Genomic DNA, 19,731 nt, shown 5'->3' with positions numbered 1-19,731 from the left:
GGCGCCCTGCGCCGAAATGCCCTCAATTCATGGTTGAAATATGCAACCACACGTCGCTAGATCAGTGCGGAAGATCAAGCACAAGTTGCAGCTCGACCCGACCGCCATCGATCAAGACCTTGCCTGCGTGTTCGAAGTTCACCGTGATCCGACCTTTGACGTTGGATTGCACCTGACCCATCCCCCACTCCGGTTGCCCCGGATGCCGGACCAGCATTCCTGGTTCGAGCAGCGTGTTCATGTCCGTTCCTTCCGCCTTTCGTGGAGCCCGCCCATGACCGAAAAAACCGATCTGACCGCCCTTCTGGGTTCGCGCATCTGTCACGATCTTATCAGCCCGATCGGCGCCATCGGCAATGGCGTCGAGCTTCTGCTGATGGACGGGTCGATCCGCGGCCCCGAGATGGCGCTGATCTCGGAAAGCGTGACCCATGCCAATGCGCGCATCCGCTTCTTCCGCGTGGCCTTCGGCGCGACCGCGCTCGATCAGCGGATCGGCCGGCCCGAGATCCTGTCGATCGTGAGCGACCTGACGCGCGGCGGGCGGCTGCAGATCGACTGGGAGGGGCCGACCGACCTGCCCCGCCGCGAGGTGAAGCTCGCCTTCCTGCTGGTGCTGTGCCTCGAGACGGCCATGGCCTACGGAGGGCGCATCCGGGTCGAGCGCAGCGATGCGCGCTGGCTCCTGGTGGGCCAGGCCAACAAGATGAAGATCGAGCCGGACCTGTGGGAGATGCTGTCGAACCCGATGGCACAGGTGGAGATGTCGGCCGCGCGCGTGCAATTCGCGCTGGTCCCCGACGAGATGTCCCGTCAGGGCCGCCGCCTCACCTCCGAGATCCGCGAGACCGAGATCAGACTCTCGTTCTGAGCCTCAGGTCCGGATCGTGCCGTCTCCCGTCACGAGATATTTGAAGCTCGTGAGCTGCTCGGCGCCCACCGGGCCGCGGGCATGCATCTTGCCGGTGGCGATGCCGATCTCGGCCCCCATGCCGAACTCGCCGCCATCGGCGAACTGCGTCGAGGCGTTGCGCATCAGGATCGCGCTGTCGAGCCGGCGGAAGAATCGCTCGGCCGTGGCGTCGTTCTCGGTCAGGATCGATTCGGTGTGGCTCGAGCCGTAGCGGCGGATATGGGCGATCGCTTCGTCCACCCCGTCCACCACTTTGGCCGCGATGATCATGTCGAGAAACTCGCGCCCGAAATCCTCGGGCTGCGCGGGCACGGTGCCCGGCACCTGGGCCAGCTCGCCCTCGGCGCGGACTTCGACGCCCGCCTTCAGCAGATCCTCGATCAGCACCGGCCCGTGCTTGGCGAGGAAGGCCCGGTCGATCAGCAGGCATTCCGCCGAGCCGCAGATGCCGGTGCGGCGGGTCTTGGCGTTCAGCACCACGCGACGCGCCTTCTCGAGATCGGCCTCGCCGTCGGCATAGACGTGACAGATGCCCTCGAGATGGGCGAAGACCGGCACCCGCGCCTCGGCCTGCACGAGGCCCACGAGCCCCTTGCCGCCGCGCGGCACGATCACGTCGATATGCTCGACCATGCGCAGCATCTCGGCCACGGCGGCGCGGTCGCGCGTCGGCACGCGCTGGATCGCATCCACCGGCAGGCCCGCCTGCCGCAGCCCGTCCTGCAGCGCGGCGTGGATCGCGCCCGAGGAATGGAAGCTCTCGGAGCCGCCGCGCAGGATGACCGCATTGCCGGACTTGAGGCAGAGCGCGCCCGCATCCGCCGTGACGTTGGGCCGGCTCTCGTAGATCACGCCCACCACGCCCAGGGGGGTGCGGACCCGGCGGATGTGCAGGCCGCTCGGTCGGTCCCATTCGGCGATCACCTGCCCCACCGGATCGGGCTGACCCGCGACCGCCCGCAGCCCCTCGACGATGCCGTCGATCCGCGCGGCGTCGAGCTTCAGCCGGTCCATCATGGCGGGGGTCAGGCCCTTCTCGGCGCCGAAAGCCAGATCGCGGCCGTTCGCTTCGAGGATCTCGTCGGAGCGGGCGAGCATCGCCTCGGCCGCGGCATTCAGGGCCTCTTCCTTGCGCGACGGTTCGGCAAAGGCGAGCTCCGCCGCGGCAGCGCGCGCGCGAACCCCGATCTCGCGCATGAGCATCGTCACATCCGTTCCGTCCATGTCCCTGTCCTCTCCTTCAGGCCGTGGCCCGCCCGGACGGGGCGGCGGCCTCAGATCACCATATCGTCGCGATGGATGAGGGCTGCCCGGCCGCTGTAGCCGAGGATGGCCACGATCTCGGCCGAGCGGTGGCCCGCGATCTGCACCGCCTCGACCGCCGTGTAGCGGGTGAGCCCGCGTCCCAGCACCTCGCCCATGGGCCCCGCGATCTCGACCGGATCGCCGCGCCCGAAATTGCCCTCGACCGCCACCACGCCCGCGGGCAGCAGCGACTTGCCCGCCTGCAGCGCCTGCACCGCACCCGCATCCACCCGGATCGTGCCGCGCGGCTTCATCGCGTTGATCCAGCGCTTGCGCGCCGCCTGCGGGTCGCCCTGCGCCACAAACCAGGTGCGCGCCGCGCCCTGTTCCAGCGCCTTGAGCGGCCGCATCGCCGAGCCTTCGGTGATCGCCATGGCGCAGCCGCCGGCGACGGCGGTCTTGGCCGCCATGATCTTGGTCTTCATGCCGCCCTTGGACAGGCCCGAAACCGGATCGCCCGCCATCGCCTCGAGCGCGGGCGTGATCGTCTCGACCAGATCGAACCGCTCGGCGGTGGGATCTTCCTTGGGATTGGCCGAATAGAAGCCGTCCACGTCGGACAGGAGCACGAGCTGATCCGCCCCCACCGTCACCGCGATCTGCGCGGCCAGCCGGTCGTTGTCGCCGAAGCGGATCTCGTCGGTGGCGACCGTGTCGTTCTCGTTCACGATGGGCACGGTGCCGAGCCCGAGCAGCGTCTCCATCGTGGCGCGGGAATTGAGGTAGCGCCGCCGGTCCTCGGTATCCTCGAGCGTGACCAGCACCTGCGCGGTGGTGATGCCGTGCGGGGCCAGCACCTCCTCATAGGCGCGGGCGAGCCGGATCTGGCCCACGGCCGCCGCCGCCTGGCTCTGTTCGAGCGCGAGCGGCCCCGGCGGCAGATGCAGCACCCGCCGCCCGAGCGCGATCGAGCCCGAGGAGACGAGGATCACCTGCGTGCCCCGCGTCCGCGCCTCGGCCACGTCGAGCGCCAGCGCCGAGAGCCATTGGCGGCGCAGCCCCTCGCCATCCACGAGGAGCGCCGAGCCGATCTTCACGACCAGACGCTTGGCGCTGCGGATATCCGGCGCCTGAAGCGGCATCAGGGTTGCCACGGCGCGTGCTCCTCCACCTTGTCGCCGCGCGCCCCGTCGATCTCGGCCCAGAGCGCGCGCAGCACATCCATGAGGCCGGTGCCCGCGACGCCCGAGATGGTGAAGACCTTGCCTCCCGTCGCCTTCTCGAGCGCGCGGCGGCGGTCCGAGATCTGCCTGGAGTCCATCGCGTCGATCTTGTTCATCGCGGTGATGCGCGGCTTCAGCGCGAGGTCGCCGCCATAGGCCTCGAGCTCGCCGATGATGGTGCGGTAATCCTTGACGATGGTCGAGGAGGTGCCGTCCACCAGATGCAGCAGCACCGAGCAGCGTTCGACATGGGCGAGGAACTGGTCGCCGAGGCCGCGGCCTTCGGAGGCGCCCTCGATCAGGCCCGGAATGTCGGCGATCACGAATTCCTTGCCGTCCACGCCCACGACGCCGAGGTTCGGCACCAGCGTGGTGAAGGGATAGTCCGCGATCTTCGGCCGGGCGTTCGAGGTGGCCGAGAGGAAGGTCGATTTGCCGGCGTTGGGCAGGCCCAGCAGGCCCGCGTCGGCGATGAGCTTCAGCCGCAGCCAGATCGTGCGGTCGATGCCGGGCTGGCCCGGATTCGCGCGGGCGGGCGCGCGGTTGGTCGAGCTCTTGAAGCGGAGGTTGCCCCAGCCGCCATTGCCGCCCTGCGCGAGGAGCACCCGCTGGCCCACCTCGGTCAGGTCGGCGATCACCGTCTCTTCGTCCTCGTCGATGATCTCGGTGCCGACCGGCACCTTCAGCACGATGTCGTCGCCGGACCTGCCGGTGCGCTGGCTGCCCATGCCGGGCTGCCCCGACTTGGCGAAGAAATGCTGCTGGTAGCGGAAGTCGATCAGCGTGTTCAGCCCGTCCACGGCCTCGGCCCAGACCGAGCCACCATTGCCGCCGTCGCCCCCGTCGGGGCCGCCGAACTCGATGAACTTCTCGCGCCGGAAGCTGACGCAGCCGCCCCCGCCCCCGCCCGAGCGGATGTAGACTTTGCAGAGGTCGAGGAACTTCATGGGCGGAACTTTCCGATTGGTCGCTTCTGGCGATAGAGAGAAACGGGCCGAGGCTCAAGCCTCCGCCCGTCGTTTGGCGCCTGCGACCCTCGGGTCAGAGCCGGCGCAGATAGGTCCAGGTCGGCACGCGGGCGTTGCGCGCCACCGAGAAGGCCTCGGCGTCCCCGATATATTCGAAGCCGCAGTTGGTGAGCACCCGCGCCGATTGCGGGTTGTCCTGGAAGACCTCGGCGAAGATGGTGCGCGAGCCCTGCGGGTTGGCCTCGATCAGCGCCCGCACCGCCTCGGAGGCGAAGCCCGCGTTCCAGAAGGCCGGCGCCACCCAATAGGCGATCTCGGACTGGTCGCGATCCATGCGCTTCAGCGAGATCACGCCCAGCACCTCGGACAGGCCCGAGGCGGAGCCGTCCATGACCCACACATCCTCGGACCGGGCCTCGGCCGTGGAACGGTTCACGAAGGCCTCGGCCGCGCCCGGAGGCAGCGGATGCGGGATGCCGCGCGTGCCTTCGGCCACGCGCCGGTCGCCCGCATACATGGCAAAGAGGCCGGCATCGGACTTGCGCACCGGGCGCAGCACGAGACGGCCGCCCGCCGGATGGGCCTCCGTCGCCGGAAGCGTGGTCGAGATCATGTCAAGCGTCACGGGCTTCCTCCTCTGAAGCACTGGCACCTGGGACGGGGACGGGTCTGCCCCCGGCACGGGCTCCGCCCTGCCGGCACCGGCCGGAAAAGCGGAAGGGGGACCGGCTTTCTCGCCGATCCCCCCCTTACAGACGAACTGTGAAGGTTCGGCTTACTCCGCTGCCTCCGCAGTCGGGAGCACGGAAATGAAGGTGCGGCCCTTGAGGCCCTTCCTGAATTCCACGCGGCCTTCCACGGTGGCGAAGATGGTGTGGTCACGGCCCATGCCGACGCCGGCGCCCGGGAACCAGGTGGTGCCGCGCTGACGCACGATGATGTTGCCCGGGATGGCGGCCTGGCCACCGTAGAGCTTCACGCCGAGACGACGGCCGGCCGAGTCGCGGCCGTTGCGGGACGAACCGCCTGCCTTCTTGTGTGCCATGGGGTGTTACTCCTTCGCGCTGGCGTTGTGGGCGGCGCGGCGCGCATCGGCGGTGCCGGTCGCGACGGCCACGCCCGAGGCGTCGGCGCCCGAGGCGAGCACGTCGGTCACGCGCAGCAGGGTGAGCTGCTGGCGGTGGCCCTTGGTGCGCTGCGACGAGTGTTTCCGACGGCGCTTGACGTAGTGGATCGTCTTCTCGCCCTTGATCTGGGCGATGACTTCCGCCTGCACCGCGGCACCGGCCACGAAGGGCGCACCGACGGTGACGGAGTCGCCGCCGACCATCAGGATGTCGTTGAACTGGATCTTGTCGCCGGCTTCGCACGCCAGCTTCTCGACGCGCAGCACGTCGCCCGCCTGGACTTTGTACTGCTTGCCGCCTGTCTTGAGGACCGCGAACATGGTCTTTCCTTCATTGCTCCGCGTCCTGCGGCCCCGGTGCGACCCGGCGTTGGATGCCTTCGGACAGCGCACCCCGAGAGGTGTCATGGTGATTTTTCCGAAGGCCGTCCCAGAGGGCAGATCGCCAACGGATGCAGAGCCCTGCCGAAAGGATCCGGCCGGGATGCGCGCTTATCCGGGAAAGGCCTCCGCGAGTCAAGCCGTTCCGGCGGGCATATGCCGCAAGATCTCGTCATCCCGTGGCCGGTATCCGGGGGCTGCTCGGCGCCCCGCCCGGCCGCCGGAGCTCAGATATCCTCGCCCTGCATCTGCCGGGCCGCGGCCCGGCCGAGATCGCGCGAGATGGCCGAAAAGACCGCATCGAAGGCGCGGAAGGTGGCCGCGTTCAGCTTCCTGCCGGCCGGCGTCTTCGAGAAGGCGATATAGTCCTTCAGCTCCGCGTCGGAGAGCGACCCGTAGGCCAGGGCCAGATAGGGAAAGAGCCAGGCCTCCGTCTCGCGGCGCACGTCGGCCTCCTGCGACCAGACATCCGCCAGCATGTCCTCTTCGCTCATCGGCTGCTCGAAGGCCGAGCCGTCCGCCATGCCGCGATAGAAGGCGAGATTCGAATTGAGCGCCCCCACCACATTCAGCTCGATCAGATCGTTCGCCTCGGCGAACTCGCGCAGAAGCTCGAGCCGCGGATCGTTGCGCGCGCTCATTTCCTCAACGGCCACTTTCGCCGCCTCTTCCGCCGCCTCGTCGAGCAGGGCGCGCCGCGCCTCGATCTCGAGCTGCAGGATGCGCTGGCCGATGTCGCTGGCGAAGAAATCGAACATCTGCCCGATGGCTTCGGGATCCTGGGCGACCTCGGCCTCGAACGCCGCATCGAACCGCTTGCGCATGCTCTCGGTGTCGTAGATCAGCCCGACCACCGCGCGCCAGCGGGATCCGCCGCGCTCCGGAAACAGCTCCGCCTCGAGGCTCGACCCATATTCGAGCCCCTCCTCGCGCATGACGGCGATCACGTCTCCGATGCGCAGCGCCTCCTCGAGGGCGGCCACCTGCACGCCGGGCGCCATGGCCTGCCCGTCGTGCGGCAGGGGAACGGACGGCTCCGGCGCCGTCTGCGCCACAGCCGGCAGCGGGGCTGCGACCGTCCCGAGAAGGAGCACCAGTCGGATCAGGGTCGATGGCAGGGCCATGGGAATGCCTTCGGGAGAGGGTTTGGCACAGAGCTAGTGACTTGTCCGGCGCTTGCCAAGGGACGAGCCGAGGCCCTGCTGCGCCGCGGCATGATCCTGCCGTCGTTTTGTCCCTTGCAAGCCTCCGCGAGCTTCGCTAAATGCCCGTTCCACGACGACCCCTGACGCGGAGAGGTGGCAGAGTGGTCGAATGCGGCGGTCTCGAAAACCGTTGTCGGTGTGAGCCGACCCAGGGTTCGAATCCCTGTCTCTCCGCCAATTTCCCCGACCAGTCGTTTCGCCAAGTTACTGTTATCACTCGGAAATAAGTGACATGGCCCCTCGAAATGTCCCGCCAAAGCCCGATTTTGCTGCACAGGATGCTGCACAAAACGCCGCTCAGATTGCAGCACAAAGGGGCGTGACAGAGGGTGCCGGAAATGGTCAATTCGGGGGGATGAGCACCACCCGCCGCAACAACACGATCCACATGCGCAAGCGCGTGCCGCGCCGGTTCAAGAGCATCGAGCCGCGCGATTACGTCTGGATTTCCCTGCACACGGGCGACACGACAGTGGCCGCTGCGAAGGCCCCGGAAATCTGACAATCCATGATCGAGGCTTGGGAGGCCAAGCTCGCGGGCGATACTCAGGACGCGGCGCAAATGTTCGAGGCCGCCCGCGAGCTCGCCGCAAAGCGCGGGATGCGCTTTCTCTCTTACGACAAGGTGGCGCGCCTTCGGAGCCTTCGTCGACTGGTCCATGAACCGATCCTCCTTCCCAAGATTAGCACGGAAAGAAGGTTAAGTGGACAACTTGTGCAGCAGAGTCTTAGCGAGCGCCCAAACTCCGGTGCCCGCGCCAACATCAACTATAGTCCGTCCGCACGGCACCCAAGCTATCGCTTTGAGAAACCGCGCGACGCGAACGCGGTCCGCCAACAAAGCTAGATGCTGATTGAAGCGGCCATACTCTTGTACAGAAAGTCGGCTGTCGGCGTGGTTCGCGGAAAGATCGTCACTGAAACGTCACAACTTAAGCGGCTCCAGGTCGGGAACGCGAAAATCGCCGATATCACGTCCACGGTGTCGGACAACACCGGCGACCATCGCCTGAAGCGCCCGCCGTTCCGATTCCGATGAGAGATAGAATATCATGGTCGAGTACTGTCCCACCCTGCACATGTTAGCACGATCTCGTCCCCTTCGTCCTGTGCAAAGCCAGCGTGCAAGACCTCTTCGAACCGCTCGGCGGTATCCTTCCGAAAAGCGCCTCAATTCACCCGGTCACGCGCAATAAACCCGGCATAAGAGAGCTTTAGTGCGATTGGCCGCGCAGCATCGAGCGCTGGTTCAGGTTGTGACACAGTCGCATCGCGGCGTCCTTCCTTAGCGGCCGTGATATAAGTTCTGAGCGAAGAGGTGTTCTGTATCCGATATCTGCGCGTCGCGCTTATTGCGTTAACGCCAAACCCGAACAAGTCGTGATCGTCAAAGCCTCTCATTCGCCGCGACAGGCAGCGGCCGACTTCGAACTGTGGAGTAAAATAACTGTCCGGAACCGGCCATGCTTTACGAACTCGCGAGCCAGAAAGAAATGTCCGTTCGGCGAGAGGAGCGATCATAAGCACTTGTTTTCAAGCCGAGATCATGAACAGAGAGCTGGCCCTGAAGCGTCGCAAGGCGTCCCCCCGGAAGCAGGTCCAGTCGAGTTTTGGCAAGATCAGGCGGCCGCTTTGGAAAGATCGCTGGTCAATGGCCCGCCTGGCTTTTCAGAAGCGAAGGCCTTCATCCATGACATTGCAGTCGGGCAACCCATCGTGAGCGGGGTCCAACCTTTTTCGGTTCTCTTGGCACTCACTGAATGTCAACCGACGGCGGAACACTTTCTTGGCTGCCCGACGGGGACTAACGCATCCTGAACGCAGTAAGTGGGAATGCCGGAATAGCCCTGTCTCCGACACGCCCGAACGGAGCGCAGCCGCCAGGCGGCCGCGCGGCCGGCGAGATCTCGAGCCGGGCTGGTGGGATCCGAGCGGGTTGGCCGCCATCCCCACCGCCGCGCTCGATCCGGCCCGCAGTCCGGCGTCTGCCGCGGTCCCCGCGCTTATCGGGTCAGGGTTCCCTTCATTCGCCGCGAACGGCTACTCGGCGGCATCGGCCTCGGCCGGCGTGATCTCGGTGATCGTCTGGAACTCTCCGAGGAACTCGGGATGGTTCTGCGCAAGGTAGCGGACGACCCGGGCGTTCCCGAGCAGCTTGCCGACATAGCCCTTGATCACGGTCAGATGCAGATGGTCCTCGCCGTAGGTGTCCTGGATCGAGGCGATGCCCTCCTGAAGGCGGGCCAGCTCCTGTTCCATGCGCGCCATCGCGTCAGGCGTGATGCCTTTCACCTTCTTCGGCTTGGACGACTCGACCAGCTGGGCCTGCGGCGTTCCTGCGAGGATCGCATTCACGTAGGCGACGGAATAGTTGTTTGCGTTGACCAGAAGCTCGGCCGCCTCGATCTGGCGCATGGTCCTCATCTTGCGCAGCGCATCGAAGACGGCGTTCGTGCAGGGCTTGTCCTTCAGGATGGCGACGGCTTCTTCGCAGATGCCGTCCAGCAGGCGCGCCTTGCGCCGGATGCTGCTCATGTTGAGGTCGAGAGCGAGCGCGATCTTCTCCTCAGGCACGCCGCGCTCGATCGCCTTGCGGATCATCTTGTGTTCCTGGATCGGCGCAAGGCGGCTGATCTGACGATTGTAGGTAAAAGCCTCGTCGTCGGTGGAAACGAGACATTCCACCTCGCTCCCGCCTGCGTCCTTCAACGCCTCGATCCGCATGTGGCCGTCCAGCAGCAACCAGGTGGCCGACCTGTCGGGGTTCCGAACCACGACGGGCGGCTCGACGATCCCGATCTGGGCGATGGAGGCCGCGATCTGCCGGTACTTCCGACTGGATTTCGCGGACTTGCCCAAAGCGCGCAGCGGCAGGATCGCGTCGATGGGGAGGGTGACACAGTCCGCCTCGAACCCGAGCGTGATGCTCTTCGGGGCGTCGCGAGCGTCGCGCTTCATGTAGGTGCCCCCTCGGTCCGGGAACGCGCGAGATCGGCGGGCATCGTCTCAAGCCCCTCCGCCCTGAGCAGGGTCATGAAGTGACCGTCCGCGCGGAGCTTGCGGAAGGCCTCGCGCACGAACATCAGCCGGCTCTGAGTGAGCTCGGCCTTCTTGATCAGGAGCTTCTGGCGCGTGGCCTCCTGCTGATACGCCCGGACAAGGCCCTCGCTCGTCAGCGCCCGTTTCGGAGGCTTGCGTCCGAGCGGATTGCTGTGGAGTTGCGGACCGCGCAGTTCGCGCTGCTGGATCAGGCGGCGCACCAGTGCCAGCTTCCGTCCCCGCAGCTTGTTCTGGGTGTAGGCGTCCATGAGCGCTTTCTGCGCCCCCTTCGCGTCGGTCTTGGATATCTCGATGGCCAGATTCAGCGGAAGCACCCCGGTTTCCACGGCCGAAACCAGGCGCTCCTCGCCTTTCTCCAGCAGCCCCGCGATCATGTTCACATATTCGGTGGACACGCCGATCTTTTCGCCAATCTGACGGTCGTTGTAGCCACGCTGGCGGAGCGCGCCGATCTCGCGCATCAGATCGATGGGGTTGTGCTGCCGCCGCGCACAGTTTTCGACGAGGCTCATGACGAGGCAATCGCTTTCGTCGGCCTCGATCACGATGGCGGGGATGTGGTCCTGCTTCAGTTCGATGAAGGCCTCGAGGCGGCCCTGACCGCAGACCAGGTCGTATTCCTGCGGATCGGTCCCGGCGCGCGGCGCCACGGTGATCGGGCGCTTCAGGCCGATGCGTGCAATGTTCTCCACCATCGCCTCGAAGGTGCGACGGTTGCGGACGCGGGGATTGAGAACCCGGATCCGTTCGGTCGGGATCAGAGTCACCTGCTTCTGGCCGGTCGGCCCCATGTCGTCGGGCATCAGGCCACCTCCGCGATCCTGGCCCGCGAGGCGAGCGCGTAGAAGAAGTCGAGCGTGTCGAACCGGTACGCATCGAGCGCGAGCCCGTTCTGCTCGGCGAGCTTCAGTTTCCCGACGGTCATGTCGATGCTGGGCAGCACATAGTAGTCGCGCGGCGCCTCGTTCACCTCGTCCATGCGCACGGCGATCGTGATGTCGGGCACGAGGCCGGTGTCGAGGCGGATGCGCCAGCGCAGCGATCCGGCCGCCGTCGCCGTGCAGCGCGCCAGCACGATGGACACCGTGAACTCGTCGTTGACGCGAACCAGATCGGTGTCAGGGTCCTGCACGGCCGACCCGCCATGCCGGGTGACGCCAGCTATGATTTCGGCCACGACCTGCGGATGGGCCTGCCGCAGAGCCCGGTTTGCCTCGATATAGCTGTAGTCGCGATCCGGCTCGTATCCGATCAAGCGGTAGGCGCGCAGGAGGCTGCCGAAGCGGCTGCGATAGGCGCTGGAGGACGGCAGGTTTTCCTCCTCGTCGATGATCAGGCCCGACAGCATGCCTTGTCGCCGGAGGATCGCGCGCAGCGCGTCGAGCAGTTGCTCGTCCGAGAAATGCCGGCTTCGCGCATCCACGATCTCCCGCGCACGCAGGAACAGCGCCTGATCGACGATGGCGGGATAGGCACCCTCGGCGCGGATCCACATCTCCCGCGGGTTCACCACGCGGCGCTGCTTCAGCTTGAACGACACCTTCGCGAAGACATTGTTCCCGATGTATTTTTCACTGGTCAGCACCTGATGGACGGTCGCACGCGTCCATGGACGGTCAAGATCGGTCCGGTGTCCATCGGCATTCAGAATCTTCGCGATCTCGCGCTCCGGCCGCCCCTCGTCGACGAACATCGCGTACATGCGCTGGACGACCCGCTGCTCTTCCTCGGGGCCGGGCACCAGGATCACTCGGTCGGTCTGCAGGCTCTTCTGCTCGCCACGGGACAGCTCGCCCTTCGGGCTGCCGTGCTCGTCGATCAGAACCCGCCGCAGCCCGTATCCGGCGGCGCCGCCCTGGCGATAGCCAAGCTCCACGAGGCGGCATTGCCCGGCGAAGACCTTCACCGACAGCTCGCGGCTGTATTCGCCCGCCATCACGCGCTTGACGGTTTTCAGGAGGTTCGAGCCGATGCTGCCGTCGTTCTCGAACTGCTCGCCGCAGTAGTGGACCCGGATGCCGGCACGGGAACATACGTGCTCGTGGTAGGCGCCTTCGTCGGCATCCTGAAACCGGCCCCAACGGCTGACGTCGTAGACGAGGATGGCCTTGAAGTCGGCCCGGCCTGATTGAACTTCGCCCATCAGGTTCTGCAGCGCCTCGCGACCATCGAGACGGAGGCCTGAGCGCCCAGAGTCCTCGAAAACGCGCAGAATCTGCAGGCCGCGGGCGGCCGCATAGCTGCGGATGACGTCCAACTGGTTCTCTGTCGAATACTTCTGGTGATCGGTCGACATCCGGACGTAGGCGACGGCGGGCACGTCGGGATCTGATTGGCTGGCGCCAGTCTCCCTGCTTGCCTCACGCCCTCGCATCTGGCCGACTCCGGTTCACGTCGCAGCAATCCGGTCGGGACGGTCCGGACCGTTCTGCATGCTGCCGCGATCATTCGAGCATGCGAGAGCCGGAAAGTCGTTTCCGTAAAAGGGCAATTTCTTTCTGTTCCCGGCGCATTGGCGCATCGCCTGCGGCGCGCGGCCGTCCATGCGCTCGATGATCTGCGGTCCCGCTTCGCAGTTCATATCGGCCACCTTCAAGTGAATGGTCCGTCCCACAGGCGGCCAAACCGGACCGCCGCGGGAACAGATGGATTCTGCCGTTTTCATGGCTCTCCAAAGATCTAGCGGAGAGAAACATGAAGATGCGCGTGAAGATGGGCACAGTTGTGCCGAAGATGGGCACAGTTGTGCGCCTCGATGAGATCCCCGGCGACTATCGCGCCGCGATGGCCATGGCATTGCACGCCGAGCTCGGATCGACCCACCGGGCGATCAAGTCCGCCATGCGGTGGTCAGGCGCCAGCGAGCGAACCGTGAAATACTGGTTCGCAGGCGAGCGGGGGCCGAGCGGAGAGCACCTCGTGTCGCTTGCGCGTCACTCCGATGCCGTGCTGATCGCGCTGCTCGCGCTGGCGGGCCGGCTGATCGTGGAGGAGGCCGAGGACCGGGAGCGCCGATAGGGGAAGGTGTCGCCGGCCTCGCTCCCCTTGCCTCGTGTTCGATTTTGATTATCTTGCATACGCACCGAGCAGGGAGAGCGCCATGCCCCGCACCACCACCATGACCATCCGCGTTAGCGGCGCCCTCAGCGAGTTCGTTGCGACCAATGTCGGCGAAGACGGCGCCTACGAGAATGTCAGCGAGTACATCCGCGACCTGATCCGTCGCGACAAGGAGCGTGCGGAGCGCGAGGCGTTCGATCGCCTGAAGGCCGAACTCAACCGTGCCTATGCCGCGCCCGAGGACAGTTACATGCCGCTGACCGCTGCGGAGGTCATCGCCCGGAACCGGACCTGAGCCCTTGGCAATCCGAGTCCAGGAGACGGCCTCTGTCCGCCTCGATGAGATCTATAGATATACCCGCGACCACTGGGGCACGGCACAGGCCGAAACCTACATCACCGGTCTGTTCGCCGCCTTCGAGCAGATCGATACACGCGGCGTCATGTCGAGGCCCGTACCAGCCGAGTTCGTAGTGGAAGGATACTTCTTCCGCTACGAGCGGCATTTCGTATACTGGCGGCGGCTGTCAAATGCGGACATCGGCATCGTGACGATCCTTCACGAGCGGATGCATCAGATGGATCGCTTCAAGCAGGATTTCGGGTAAGTATCTGCCCAGATGTGAATTTTCTGAATAAGGCCCATCCTGTTCCCGGCGCGTCAGGGTTAGAGAACATTGGATCGCGGGCCTGTCCCCTCGGCCATTGCCCATCGCAAACCCGAAAACAGGCCTCTCGCGCGGCCTTTTTCTTCATGTGCCAACGGATTTGCGGGGACCATCTGCCCTGTGAGACTGGCCGGCTGCGCGAGATCGGTCTCCGAGCGCCCACCGTCTCTTTCTAACTGCCCTGCGCTCTCGGCGAAACGGATTCAAAATCCCCATATATTTCCGTGAACTGACGGGCGCGCGCGTTTTGCCGGTTCCGGCTCGTCTCAACGGCGACGGAGACGCAACACGGGCGGCGTGGTCGTTGGCATGTCCTGGGAGCTTTGCGCGAAGTCTCTGATGACAAACGCAGTTTCGTTCTCTAGCCTGGCACGATGTCGAACGGGTCCTGGACAGATCAGGAGAACGACCTGATCGTCGCGGATTACTTCGCGATGCTGGCCGACGACATCTCTGGTCGCCCCTACAACAAGGCCGAGCACCGGCGCGGGCTTCTGCCGCGATTGAACGATCGGTCCGCGGGATCGGTCGAGTTCAAGCACCAGAACATCAGCGCCGTACTGAAGGGGCTCGGTGAGGACTGGATCCCGGGTTACAAGCCTGCCTTCAATTTCCAGATGACGCTGATGGATGCGGTGGCGCGCTGGCTGGCGCTGAACCCGGCCTGGATCGGCCGCCATCCTGCGGCACCACCGCCGACCGATCTGGCAGAGGCGCGGCCGATCTGGATCGGGCCGCCGCCCACGCTGTCGAACCAGCCGCCGCCGCAGGAGCTGGAGCAGATGCTGCACATCGCCCGTAAATTCGATGTCGCGGCGAGAGACGAGCGCAACCGCGCCCTCGGCCGCGCCGGAGAGGAGCGCGTTCTGGCGCACGAACGTGCATTCCTCAAATCAGCGGGCTGCGATGATCTTGCGCGCAAGGTCCGGTGGGTGTCGGAGGAGGACGGCGACGGAGCCGGCTACGACATCGCCAGCTTTGCGCCGGATGGCCGTCCGCGCTTGATCGAGGTGAAAACGACGAATGGCTGGGAACGTACACCCTTCCACATCAGCCGCAACGAGCTGGCCGTGGCCGAGGAGCGGCGCTCGGAATGGTCCCTTTTCCGCCTGTGGAACTTCGCGCGCGAGCCGAAGGCGTTCGAGTTGCACCCGCCGCTGGACGCGCATGTCACGCTGACCGCGACGTCCTTTCAGGCGAGTTTTCACTAGTTTAAACGCCTCACTCTGCAATATTCGGAATTTCTGAAGCACTGTCATTCACTCAAAGATGAATGCTCTCCACGTTGCCCCATTCCCTATCCAAACACTCAGCGACCACGCGGCGGCGCACAATGCCAAACATCTCGACGTGCCGGTGCGGCTCCTATGGATCGAGCGTAACGCCGATCCATGCGGTGATGCCGTGGATGCACACTTCAGTCCGGCTGAAACAGCTGCGCCTCCGGACAACGGGAGCTTGCCGGCGCGACAATGATCGGGAAGATATCCGGAAAACCGGGCACGGCGTGACGGACATTGGCACGGCATCACTGTTGACTGCCAGCAAGAGGTAATTCGTGGACAAGATACCCTTAACATCCGAAGATCTGCGCGCCGGCGTTGCCGCCGGATACCTGACCGAGGCGCAGGCATCGGCAGTCGCTGCCCTTGCCCATGATCGCGCCGGACGGCGTATGGCGCTGCCGGCCGAGGACGAGCCTTTCGAGTTCTTCCGCGGCTTTGCCGAAATCTTCGTCGCGGTCGGTCTCGGGATCATCTTCGCGGCAGTCGTCCTGCTCGTGGGGGCGCTCGGAGGGGGTGGCCGGGTCGTGCTCCTGGTGTCGGCGGCCTGCGCCGCCATGGCATGGGGAGGTGCCGAGTACTTCACGCTGAAGCGACGCATGATGCTCCCGAGCATCGTACTCGTCTGCATCTTCGGCGGGGCGATATTCCTGCTTTCGCCGCTGTTCTTCTTCCGGGCGGGAGATCATGGCGGGATCGCGCTGTCGGCGCTGGCGACGGCCGGCGCGCTCGGGCTGTGGTACAGGCGGTTTCGCCTGCCCTTCACCCTGTTTGTGCTGGGCGTCGCGGTTCTCGTGGCGCTCTACGCCTTGACGTCCGGCATCGCAGGTGCACGAGCAGTCTCGACCAGCTTTCATGGCCTGATCTTCGACCTCCAGAGAAGTCCGCTCTTCTCGATGACCACGCTCGTCTTCGGCATCATGGCCTTCGCGGCGGGCATCTGGTTCGACAGCCGAGATCCCTATCGGCTTGGCCGTCATTCCGCGACCGGCTTCTGGCTGCACCTGCTGGCAGCTCCGGCACTGGTCAATACCGTGGCCATGACCCTGTTCAACATGGGCGGCACCGTCGGCGTCCTGTCGACCGCGGCGGCTCTCCTGGTCGTCACGATGATCGCCCTGATCATCGATCGCCGCTCGTTCCTGACCGCGGGGATCGTCTACTTCGCGCTCGTCATCGCTTGGCTGGTGCAGGGAGGACAACAGGGCGGCGGACCGGTCCACAAGGCGGTGGTCCTGCTTCTTCTCGGAATCCTCATCACGTCGCTCGGCACCTGGTGGACAGCCTTGCGCGCTCAGGTGATGAGCGCTCTGCCCGCCTTTCCCGGGAAGGATCGGCTTCCTCCCTATGCCGAGACGGAATGACCGGGCTTGTCCCGCACAGTTCGTAGAACGTCCGACTGGTTCTCGAGGCGGGCTTGGCTGACGAAATCCGCCTGACTTCAAAGGCTCCGTAGCGCAGCGCCAGGAGGCTCTGCTGGGGCTGATCAAGGCGGCGACAGGGAAGTCGATCTATCGCAGGTCAGTGACGGACGAGCCTGTCGAAGACGAGGCCGAGACGCCCGAATAGACCGCCTTTCATGCCAAGCGCGTTTGTAAGCGGTTTTCGCGCGCTCCTCGTCCTGTGGTCCCCATATCCCACTGATCTTGCAACGTTTCCGTCCGGCTGTTGACCTGTTGTCGTCCCGCCAGGCAGACAGCAAAGCCCACCAACCGGCGGGCGCACGTTATTGATAATGTGACAGGATCCTGGTTGCGGGGGCAGGATTTGAACCTGCGGCCTTCAGGTTATGAGCCTGACGAGCTACCGGGCTGCTCCACCCCGCGTCCGGGTGTTTTGTATCGTTGAGAGGGATATTCGTTTCTTTTCAGGTCTGGCGGCGACCTACTCTCCCACGTCTTGAGACGCAGTACCATTGGCGCGACGGCACTTAACTGCCGAGTTCGGGATGGGATCGGGTGTTTTGCTCGTGCTATGGCCACCAGACCGGAGAAGAAACGACAACATCAGGCTTTTGCTTGTTCCGGGTCTATTGCTTCTGATCTGGGGTAGAGCGTTGGCTTTTGAGCCTTGCTGTTACCGGGTCAGATCAAGCCTATCGGGCAATTAGTACCAGTCAGCTGAACGCATTGCTGCGCTTACACCTCTGGCCTATCGACGTGGTGGTCTTCCACGGCCCTCAAGGGAGACCTTGTTTTGAAGGGGGCTTCCCGCTTAGATGCCTTCAGCGGTTATCCTGTCCGATCATAGCTACCCAGCACTGCCGTTGGCACGACAACTGGTCCACCAGTGGATCGTTCACCCCGGTCCTCTCGTACTAGGGGCAACTCTTCTCAAGTCTCCTACACCCACGGCAGATAGGGACCGAACTGTCTCACGACGTTCTAAACCCAGCTCACGTACCTCTTTAAATGGCGAACAGCCATACCCTTGGGACCTGCTCCAGCCCCAGGATGAGATGAGCCGACATCGAGGTGCCAAACGATGCCGTCGATATGGACTCTTGGGCATCATCAGCCTGTTATCCCCAGAGTACCTTTTATCCGTTGAGCGATGGCCCTTCCACTCGGGACCACCGGATCACTATGGCCGACTTTCGTCTCTGCTCGACTTGTCAGTCTTGCAGTCAGGCGGGCTTCTGCCATTGCACTCGACGACCGATTTCCGACCGGTCTGAGCCCACCATCGCGCGCCTCCGTTACTGTTTGGGAGGCGACCGCCCCAGTCAAACTACCCACCACGCAGGGTCCCGGACCCGGATAACGGGCCGCGGTTAGACATCAAGATGGCGAAGGGTGGTATCTCAAGGTTGGCTCCACGGGAACTGGCGTCCCCGCTTCGATGCCTACCACCTATCCTGCACATCACAATCCTGATGCCAGTGCGAAGCTATAGTAAAGGTTCATGGGGTCTTTCCGTCTAACCGCGGGAAGTGTGCATCTTGACACACAGTTCAATTTCGCTGAGTCCACATCAGAGACAGCGGGGAGATCGTTACGCCATTCGTGCAGGTCGGAACTTACCCGACAAGGAATTTCGCTACCTTAGGACCGTTATAGTTACGGCCGCCGTTTACTGGGGCTTCAATTCGGAGCTTGCACTCCTCCTTTTAACCTTCCAGCACCGGGCAGGCGTCAGACTGTATACGTCGCCTTGCGGCTTCGCACAGCCCTGTGTTTTAAGTAAACAGTCGCCACCCCCTGGTTTGTGCCCCCCGCCCATAGTTGCCTACAGACGGGGCCTCCTTCTCGCGAACTTACGGAGGCATTTTGCCGAGTTCCTTTGATGTGGTTCTCTCAAGCGCCTTGGTATTCTCTACCAGTCCACCTGTGTCGGTTTGGGGTACGGTCTGATGGAGGGCTATTTCCAGGGACCGCTCAGCAGCCCGGTCAATCCGATAAGACCGAACTACACCTGCGATCCGTCACATCCTCCTGGCCCAGGAATATTAACCTGGTTCCCATCGACTACGCCTTTCGGCCTCGCCTTAGGGGCCGGCTTACCCTGCTCAGATTAGCTTTAAGCAGGAACCCTTGGACTTTCGGCGACAGGGTCTCTCACCCTGTTTGTCGCTACTCATGTCAACATTCTCGCTTCCGATCTCTCCACCGGATGCCTTACGGCCCGGCTTCACAGAAAGCTCTTTGTGTGCGCTACCGCGCGCCCTACCGCTTCGCTACTTGAGGGCAGTGCCCTCGTTCGGACCGGTGGTGCGTTCGATAAACACACAATGAGCTATATCACGGAACGCTCCGCTACCACGCACATTGCTGTGCATCCTGAGCTTCGGCTCGTGGCTTGAGCCCCGTTACATCTTCGCCGCAGGACAGCTTATCTAGACCAGTGAGCTGTTACGCTATCTTTAAAGGATGGCTGCTTCTAAGCCAACCTCCTGGTTGTTTTGGCCGTCCCACATGCTTTCCCACTTAGCCACGAATTGGGGGCCTTAGCTGCAGGTCAGGGTTGTTTCCCTCTTCACGACGGACGTTAGCACCCGCCGTGTGTCTCCCGGATAGTACTCTCGGGTATTCGGAGTTTGCTTAGACTCAGTAAGGCTGTGGGCCCCCATCATCCATGCAGTGCTCTACCCCCCGAGGTATTCGTCCGAGGCGCTACCTAAATAGCTTTCGCGGAGAACCAGCTATCTCCAGGTTTGATTGGCCTTTCACCCCTAGCCACAAGTCATCCAGACCCTTTTCAACGGGTGTTGGTTCGGACCTCCATCAGGTGTTACCCTGACTTCATCCTGCTCATGGCTAGATCACCTGGTTTCGGGTCTGATCCCACGAACTCGACGCCCTTTTAAGACTCGCTTTCGCTGCGCCTCCACCTACCGGCTTAAGCTTGCTCGTGAGACCAAGTCGTTGACCCATTATACAAAAGGTACGCCGTCAGGTCTCATGGACCCTCCGACTGCTTGTAGGCGTCCGGTTTCAGGTACTGTTTCACTCCCCTCGTCGGGGTGCTTTTCACCTTTCCCTCACGGTACTGGTTCGCTATCGGTCAGCAAGGAGTACTTAGCCTTCGGGGGTGGTCCCCCGATCTTCAGACAGGATTTCACGTGTCCCGCCCTACTTGATATGTCTCCTGGAGCTTCCT

At 64.1% G+C, this 19,731-nt stretch carries 20 protein-coding genes, 2 tRNA genes and 2 rRNA genes (1 of these 24 running past the window's edge); 9 read left to right on the top strand and 15 right to left on the bottom strand.

What is annotated here, in order from left to right; genetic code table 11:
* Positions 1-61: 61 nt before the first annotated feature.
* Entirely contained in the window at positions 62-241 is a 180-nt protein-coding gene (locus RSP_RS15575) for a DUF3553 domain-containing protein (protein WP_002723397.1), read from the bottom strand.
* 33 nt (positions 242-274) lie between these two features.
* Here RSP_RS15575 and RSP_RS15570 point away from each other — a divergent pair, with 33 nt between their 5' ends.
* Positions 275-871, top strand: a complete 597-nt coding sequence (locus tag RSP_RS15570; RefSeq protein WP_011338954.1) for a histidine phosphotransferase family protein — start codon at positions 275-277, stop codon at positions 869-871.
* A gap of 3 nt (positions 872-874) precedes the next feature.
* Here RSP_RS15570 and RSP_RS15565 read toward each other — a convergent pair whose 3' ends face one another.
* The 7 genes from RSP_RS15565 to RSP_RS15535 all read right to left on the bottom strand — a co-directional run bounded on the left by RSP_RS15565 (position 875) and on the right by RSP_RS15535 (position 6,980).
* Positions 875-2,137 carry a glutamate-5-semialdehyde dehydrogenase gene (locus RSP_RS15565; RefSeq protein ID WP_011338953.1) on the bottom strand — a complete coding sequence of 421 codons (1,263 nt, stop codon included), beginning with the start codon at positions 2,135-2,137 and terminating at the stop codon, positions 875-877.
* A 50-nt stretch (positions 2,138-2,187) separates the two neighbouring features.
* Positions 2,188-3,300: a glutamate 5-kinase gene (gene proB / locus RSP_RS15560; protein WP_011338952.1), complete on the bottom strand. Its 1,113-nt coding sequence runs from the start codon at positions 3,298-3,300 to the stop codon at positions 2,188-2,190.
* A complete protein-coding gene (gene obgE, locus RSP_RS15555) occupies positions 3,300-4,328 on the bottom strand; it encodes a GTPase ObgE (protein WP_002723388.1) in 1,029 nt (342 codons plus the stop codon). Before obgE ends, proB begins: the two co-directional genes overlap by 1 nt.
* A gap of 94 nt (positions 4,329-4,422) precedes the next feature.
* Positions 4,423-4,974: a GNAT family N-acetyltransferase gene (locus RSP_RS15550; RefSeq protein WP_002723384.1), complete on the bottom strand. Its 552-nt coding sequence runs from the start codon at positions 4,972-4,974 to the stop codon at positions 4,423-4,425.
* Positions 4,975-5,124: 150 nt separating this feature from the next.
* Positions 5,125-5,394 (bottom strand): 50S ribosomal protein L27, encoded by a 270-nt coding sequence (rpmA, locus tag RSP_RS15545; RefSeq protein WP_002723383.1) that lies wholly within the window; start codon positions 5,392-5,394, stop codon positions 5,125-5,127.
* Between the two features lie 6 nt (positions 5,395-5,400).
* Positions 5,401-5,796: a 50S ribosomal protein L21 gene (rplU, locus tag RSP_RS15540; protein WP_002723380.1), complete on the bottom strand. Its 396-nt coding sequence runs from the start codon at positions 5,794-5,796 to the stop codon at positions 5,401-5,403.
* 287 nt (positions 5,797-6,083) lie between these two features.
* Positions 6,084-6,980 (bottom strand): DUF2059 domain-containing protein, encoded by an 897-nt coding sequence (locus tag RSP_RS15535; protein WP_011338950.1) that lies wholly within the window; start codon positions 6,978-6,980, stop codon positions 6,084-6,086.
* A 168-nt stretch (positions 6,981-7,148) separates the two neighbouring features.
* Here RSP_RS15535 and RSP_RS15530 point away from each other — a divergent pair.
* From RSP_RS15530 to RSP_RS15520, 3 genes are all read left to right on the top strand, one after another.
* A tRNA-Ser gene (locus RSP_RS15530) sits at positions 7,149-7,238 on the top strand.
* 178 nt (positions 7,239-7,416) lie between these two features.
* On the top strand, positions 7,417-7,563 hold the full coding sequence (locus RSP_RS15525; protein ID WP_017140303.1) for a DUF6538 domain-containing protein: 147 nt from the start codon (positions 7,417-7,419) through the stop codon (positions 7,561-7,563).
* Positions 7,564-7,569: 6 nt separating this feature from the next.
* Positions 7,570-7,908: a hypothetical protein gene (locus RSP_RS15520; RefSeq protein WP_147176020.1), complete on the top strand. Its 339-nt coding sequence runs from the start codon at positions 7,570-7,572 to the stop codon at positions 7,906-7,908.
* Between the two features lie 1,193 nt (positions 7,909-9,101).
* Here the strand turns inward: RSP_RS15520 and RSP_RS15515 are convergent.
* Genes RSP_RS15515 through RSP_RS15500 form a run of 4 tightly spaced genes read right to left on the bottom strand, consistent with a single transcriptional unit; the run spans position 9,102 to position 12,786 of the window.
* Positions 9,102-10,019, bottom strand: a complete 918-nt coding sequence (locus tag RSP_RS15515) for a plasmid partitioning protein RepB C-terminal domain-containing protein (protein WP_011338948.1) — start codon at positions 10,017-10,019, stop codon at positions 9,102-9,104.
* Positions 10,016-10,924 (bottom strand): plasmid partitioning protein RepB C-terminal domain-containing protein, encoded by a 909-nt coding sequence (locus RSP_RS15510; RefSeq protein WP_011338947.1) that lies wholly within the window; start codon positions 10,922-10,924, stop codon positions 10,016-10,018. The genes RSP_RS15515 and RSP_RS15510 overlap by 4 nt, the downstream gene beginning before the upstream one ends.
* Positions 10,924-12,495, bottom strand: a complete 1,572-nt coding sequence (locus tag RSP_RS15505) for a recombinase family protein (RefSeq protein ID WP_011338946.1) — start codon at positions 12,493-12,495, stop codon at positions 10,924-10,926. The genes RSP_RS15510 and RSP_RS15505 overlap by 1 nt, the downstream gene beginning before the upstream one ends.
* A gap of 15 nt (positions 12,496-12,510) precedes the next feature.
* Entirely contained in the window at positions 12,511-12,786 is a 276-nt protein-coding gene (locus RSP_RS15500) for a hypothetical protein (protein ID WP_227590658.1), read from the bottom strand.
* 29 nt (positions 12,787-12,815) lie between these two features.
* On the opposite strand from RSP_RS15500, the gene RSP_RS15495 reads away from it, so the two are divergent.
* The 5 genes from RSP_RS15495 (at position 12,816) to RSP_RS15475 (ending at position 16,496) form a co-directional block, all read left to right on the top strand.
* The gene (locus RSP_RS15495; RefSeq protein WP_002723356.1) at positions 12,816-13,139 is read left to right on the top strand and encodes a hypothetical protein; all 324 of its coding nucleotides are present in this window, start codon (positions 12,816-12,818) and stop codon (positions 13,137-13,139) included.
* A gap of 82 nt (positions 13,140-13,221) precedes the next feature.
* On the top strand, positions 13,222-13,476 hold the full coding sequence (locus tag RSP_RS15490; protein WP_011338945.1) for a ribbon-helix-helix domain-containing protein: 255 nt from the start codon (positions 13,222-13,224) through the stop codon (positions 13,474-13,476).
* A 4-nt stretch (positions 13,477-13,480) separates the two neighbouring features.
* Positions 13,481-13,789 carry a type II toxin-antitoxin system RelE/ParE family toxin gene (locus RSP_RS15485; protein ID WP_011338944.1) on the top strand — a complete coding sequence of 103 codons (309 nt, stop codon included), beginning with the start codon at positions 13,481-13,483 and terminating at the stop codon, positions 13,787-13,789.
* Between the two features lie 434 nt (positions 13,790-14,223).
* Positions 14,224-15,060 (top strand): DUF3883 domain-containing protein, encoded by an 837-nt coding sequence (locus tag RSP_RS15480; RefSeq protein WP_011338943.1) that lies wholly within the window; start codon positions 14,224-14,226, stop codon positions 15,058-15,060.
* 347 nt (positions 15,061-15,407) lie between these two features.
* On the top strand, positions 15,408-16,496 hold the full coding sequence (locus RSP_RS15475) for a hypothetical protein (RefSeq protein WP_011338941.1): 1,089 nt from the start codon (positions 15,408-15,410) through the stop codon (positions 16,494-16,496).
* 385 nt (positions 16,497-16,881) lie between these two features.
* Here the strand turns inward: RSP_RS15475 and RSP_RS15470 are convergent.
* From RSP_RS15470 to RSP_RS15460, 3 genes are all read right to left on the bottom strand, one after another.
* Positions 16,882-16,958 (bottom strand) — tRNA-Met (locus RSP_RS15470).
* Between the two features lie 45 nt (positions 16,959-17,003).
* Positions 17,004-17,118: ribosomal RNA gene (gene rrf / locus RSP_RS15465) — 5S ribosomal RNA — on the bottom strand.
* 99 nt (positions 17,119-17,217) lie between these two features.
* Positions 17,218-19,731: ribosomal RNA gene (locus tag RSP_RS15460) — 23S ribosomal RNA — on the bottom strand (it continues 370 nt past the right edge of the window).

It is taken from the genome of Cereibacter sphaeroides 2.4.1 (genome assembly GCF_000012905.2).
GTDB lineage: Bacteria > Pseudomonadota > Alphaproteobacteria > Rhodobacterales > Rhodobacteraceae > Cereibacter_A > Cereibacter_A sphaeroides.
This window is presented reverse-complemented; position numbering and strand designations above follow the sequence as displayed.

Bases quoted from the DNA above. Each gene is read 5' to 3' on its own strand.
- RSP_RS15575 (WP_002723397.1), bottom strand. From the start codon at position 241: ATGAACACGCTGCTCGAACCAGGAATGCTGGTCCGGCATCCGGGGCAA.
- RSP_RS15570 (WP_011338954.1), top strand. From the start codon at position 275: ATGACCGAAAAAACCGATCTGACCGCCCTTCTGGGTTCGCGCATCTGT.
- RSP_RS15565 (WP_011338953.1), bottom strand. From the start codon at position 2,137: ATGGACGGAACGGATGTGACGATGCTCATGCGCGAGATCGGGGTTCGC.
- proB (WP_011338952.1), bottom strand. From the start codon at position 3,300: ATGCCGCTTCAGGCGCCGGATATCCGCAGCGCCAAGCGTCTGGTCGTG.
- obgE (WP_002723388.1), bottom strand. From the start codon at position 4,328: ATGAAGTTCCTCGACCTCTGCAAAGTCTACATCCGCTCGGGCGGGGGC.
- rpmA (WP_002723383.1), bottom strand. From the start codon at position 5,394: ATGGCACACAAGAAGGCAGGCGGTTCGTCCCGCAACGGCCGCGACTCG.
- rplU (WP_002723380.1), bottom strand. From the start codon at position 5,796: ATGTTCGCGGTCCTCAAGACAGGCGGCAAGCAGTACAAAGTCCAGGCG.
- RSP_RS15535 (WP_011338950.1), bottom strand. From the start codon at position 6,980: ATGGCCCTGCCATCGACCCTGATCCGACTGGTGCTCCTTCTCGGGACG.
- RSP_RS15525 (WP_017140303.1), top strand. From the start codon at position 7,417: ATGAGCACCACCCGCCGCAACAACACGATCCACATGCGCAAGCGCGTG.
- RSP_RS15520 (WP_147176020.1), top strand. From the start codon at position 7,570: ATGATCGAGGCTTGGGAGGCCAAGCTCGCGGGCGATACTCAGGACGCG.
- RSP_RS15515 (WP_011338948.1), bottom strand. From the start codon at position 10,019: ATGAAGCGCGACGCTCGCGACGCCCCGAAGAGCATCACGCTCGGGTTC.
- RSP_RS15510 (WP_011338947.1), bottom strand. From the start codon at position 10,924: ATGCCCGACGACATGGGGCCGACCGGCCAGAAGCAGGTGACTCTGATC.
- RSP_RS15505 (WP_011338946.1), bottom strand. From the start codon at position 12,495: ATGCGAGGGCGTGAGGCAAGCAGGGAGACTGGCGCCAGCCAATCAGAT.
- RSP_RS15500 (WP_227590658.1), bottom strand. From the start codon at position 12,786: ATGAAAACGGCAGAATCCATCTGTTCCCGCGGCGGTCCGGTTTGGCCG.
- RSP_RS15495 (WP_002723356.1), top strand. From the start codon at position 12,816: ATGAAGATGCGCGTGAAGATGGGCACAGTTGTGCCGAAGATGGGCACA.
- RSP_RS15490 (WP_011338945.1), top strand. From the start codon at position 13,222: ATGCCCCGCACCACCACCATGACCATCCGCGTTAGCGGCGCCCTCAGC.
- RSP_RS15480 (WP_011338943.1), top strand. From the start codon at position 14,224: ATGTCGAACGGGTCCTGGACAGATCAGGAGAACGACCTGATCGTCGCG.